The 1,707-nt window shown below is 55.0% G+C and carries 2 rRNA genes; both read right to left on the reverse strand.

Annotated elements, in window-relative coordinates:
• Positions 1–26 precede the first annotated feature (26 nt).
• Positions 27–142: ribosomal RNA gene (gene rrf, locus MLE19_RS22745) — 5S ribosomal RNA — on the reverse strand.
• A 164-nt stretch (positions 143–306) separates the two neighbouring features.
• Positions 307–1,707: ribosomal RNA gene (locus tag MLE19_RS22750) — 23S ribosomal RNA — on the reverse strand; the annotation flags it as partial.

Here is a 1,707-nt window from a genome sequence, read left to right on the forward strand (position 1 = left end):
AGCCCTGGGGGATTTTTGGTATAGGTGCCTGACGATGACCTACTCTCGCATGGGGAGACCCCACACTACCATCGGCGCTAAGCGGTTTCACTTCTGAGTTCGGCAAGGGATCAGGTGGTTCACGCGTGCTATGGTCGTCAGGCGTAACTTGTAATGTACATCATGCTGACTGTTTTTAACTACATTGTGATCGTCTCATTGCTTGCCACCTGTGCTCGTTAGAGTCAGGCCACACGCTGCGTATCCGGCTTTTCGTTGATCTCTCAACACGACGTTATCATCACGACCAGACCCCTTGGGTGTTATAGGGTCAAGCCTCACGGGCCATTAGTACACGTTAGCTCAACGCCTTGCAGCGCTTCCACACCGTGCCTATCAACCAGCTGGTCTCGCTGGGCCCTTCAGGAGGCTCTAGGCCTCAGGGATGTCTCATCTTGAAGGGGGCTTCCCGCTTAGATGCTTTCAGCGGTTATCCCGTCCGACCATAGCTACCCGGCAATGCCACTGGCGTGACAACCGGAACACCAGAGGGTCGTCCACTCCGGTCCTCTCGTACTAGGAGCAGCCCTTCTCAAACATCCAACGCCCACGGCAGATAGGGACCGAACTGTCTCACGACGTTCTAAACCCAGCTCGCGTACCACTTTAAATGGCGAACAGCCATACCCTTGGGACCGACTTCAGCCCCAGGATGTGATGAGCCGACATCGAGGTGCCAAACACCGCCGTCGATGTGAACTCTTGGGCGGTATCAGCCTGTTATCCCCGGAGTACCTTTTATCCGTTGAGCGATGGCCCTTCCATACAGAACCACCGGATCACTAGAACCTGCTTTCGCACCTGCTCGACGTGTCTGTCTCGCAGTCAAGCACCCTTATGCTCTTGCACTCAATGCACGATGTCCGACCGTGCTGAGGGTACCTTCGTGCTCCTCCGTTACTCTTTAGGAGGAGACCGCCCCAGTCAAACTACCCACCACACACTGTCCTCGATCCGGATAACGGACCTGAGTGAGAACGCCAATGATGCCAGGCTGGTATTTCAAGGTTGGCTCCCTCCGAACTGGCGTCCAGAGTTCAAAGCCTCCCAGCTATCCTACACAGGCAACATCAGCGTCCAGTGTGAAGCTATAGTAAAGGTTCACGGGGTCTTTCCGTCTAGCCGCGGGTACACCGCATCTTCACGGCGATTTCAATTTCACTGAGTCTCGGGTGGAGACAGCGTGGCCATCATTACGCCATTCGTGCAGGTCGGAACTTACCCGACAAGGAATTTCGCTACCTTAGGACCGTTATAGTTACGGCCGCCGTTTACCGGGGCTTCAATCAAGAGCTTCGCCTTGCGGCTAACACCATCATTTAACCTTCCGGCACCGGGCAGGCGTCACACCCTATACGTCCGCTTGCGCGTTAGCAGAGTGCTGTGTTTTTAATAAACAGTTGCAGCCACCTGGTATCTTCGACCGGTTCGGGCTAGGAGAGCAAGTCTCTTCACCCTACGCCGGCGTGCCTTCTCCCGAAGTTACGGCACCATTTTGCCTAGTTCCTTCACCCGAGTTCTCTCAAGCGCCTTGGGATTCTCACCCTGACCACCTGTGTCGGTTTGGGGTACGGTCGCACATGATCTGAAGCTTAGAGGCTTTTCCTGGAAGCGTGGCATCAGTGACTTCCTGACCGTGGTCAGTTCATCTCGTGTCTCGGCCTTAAA

Source organism: Vreelandella neptunia (assembly GCF_022489065.1).
GTDB lineage: Bacteria > Pseudomonadota > Gammaproteobacteria > Pseudomonadales > Halomonadaceae > Vreelandella > Vreelandella neptunia_A.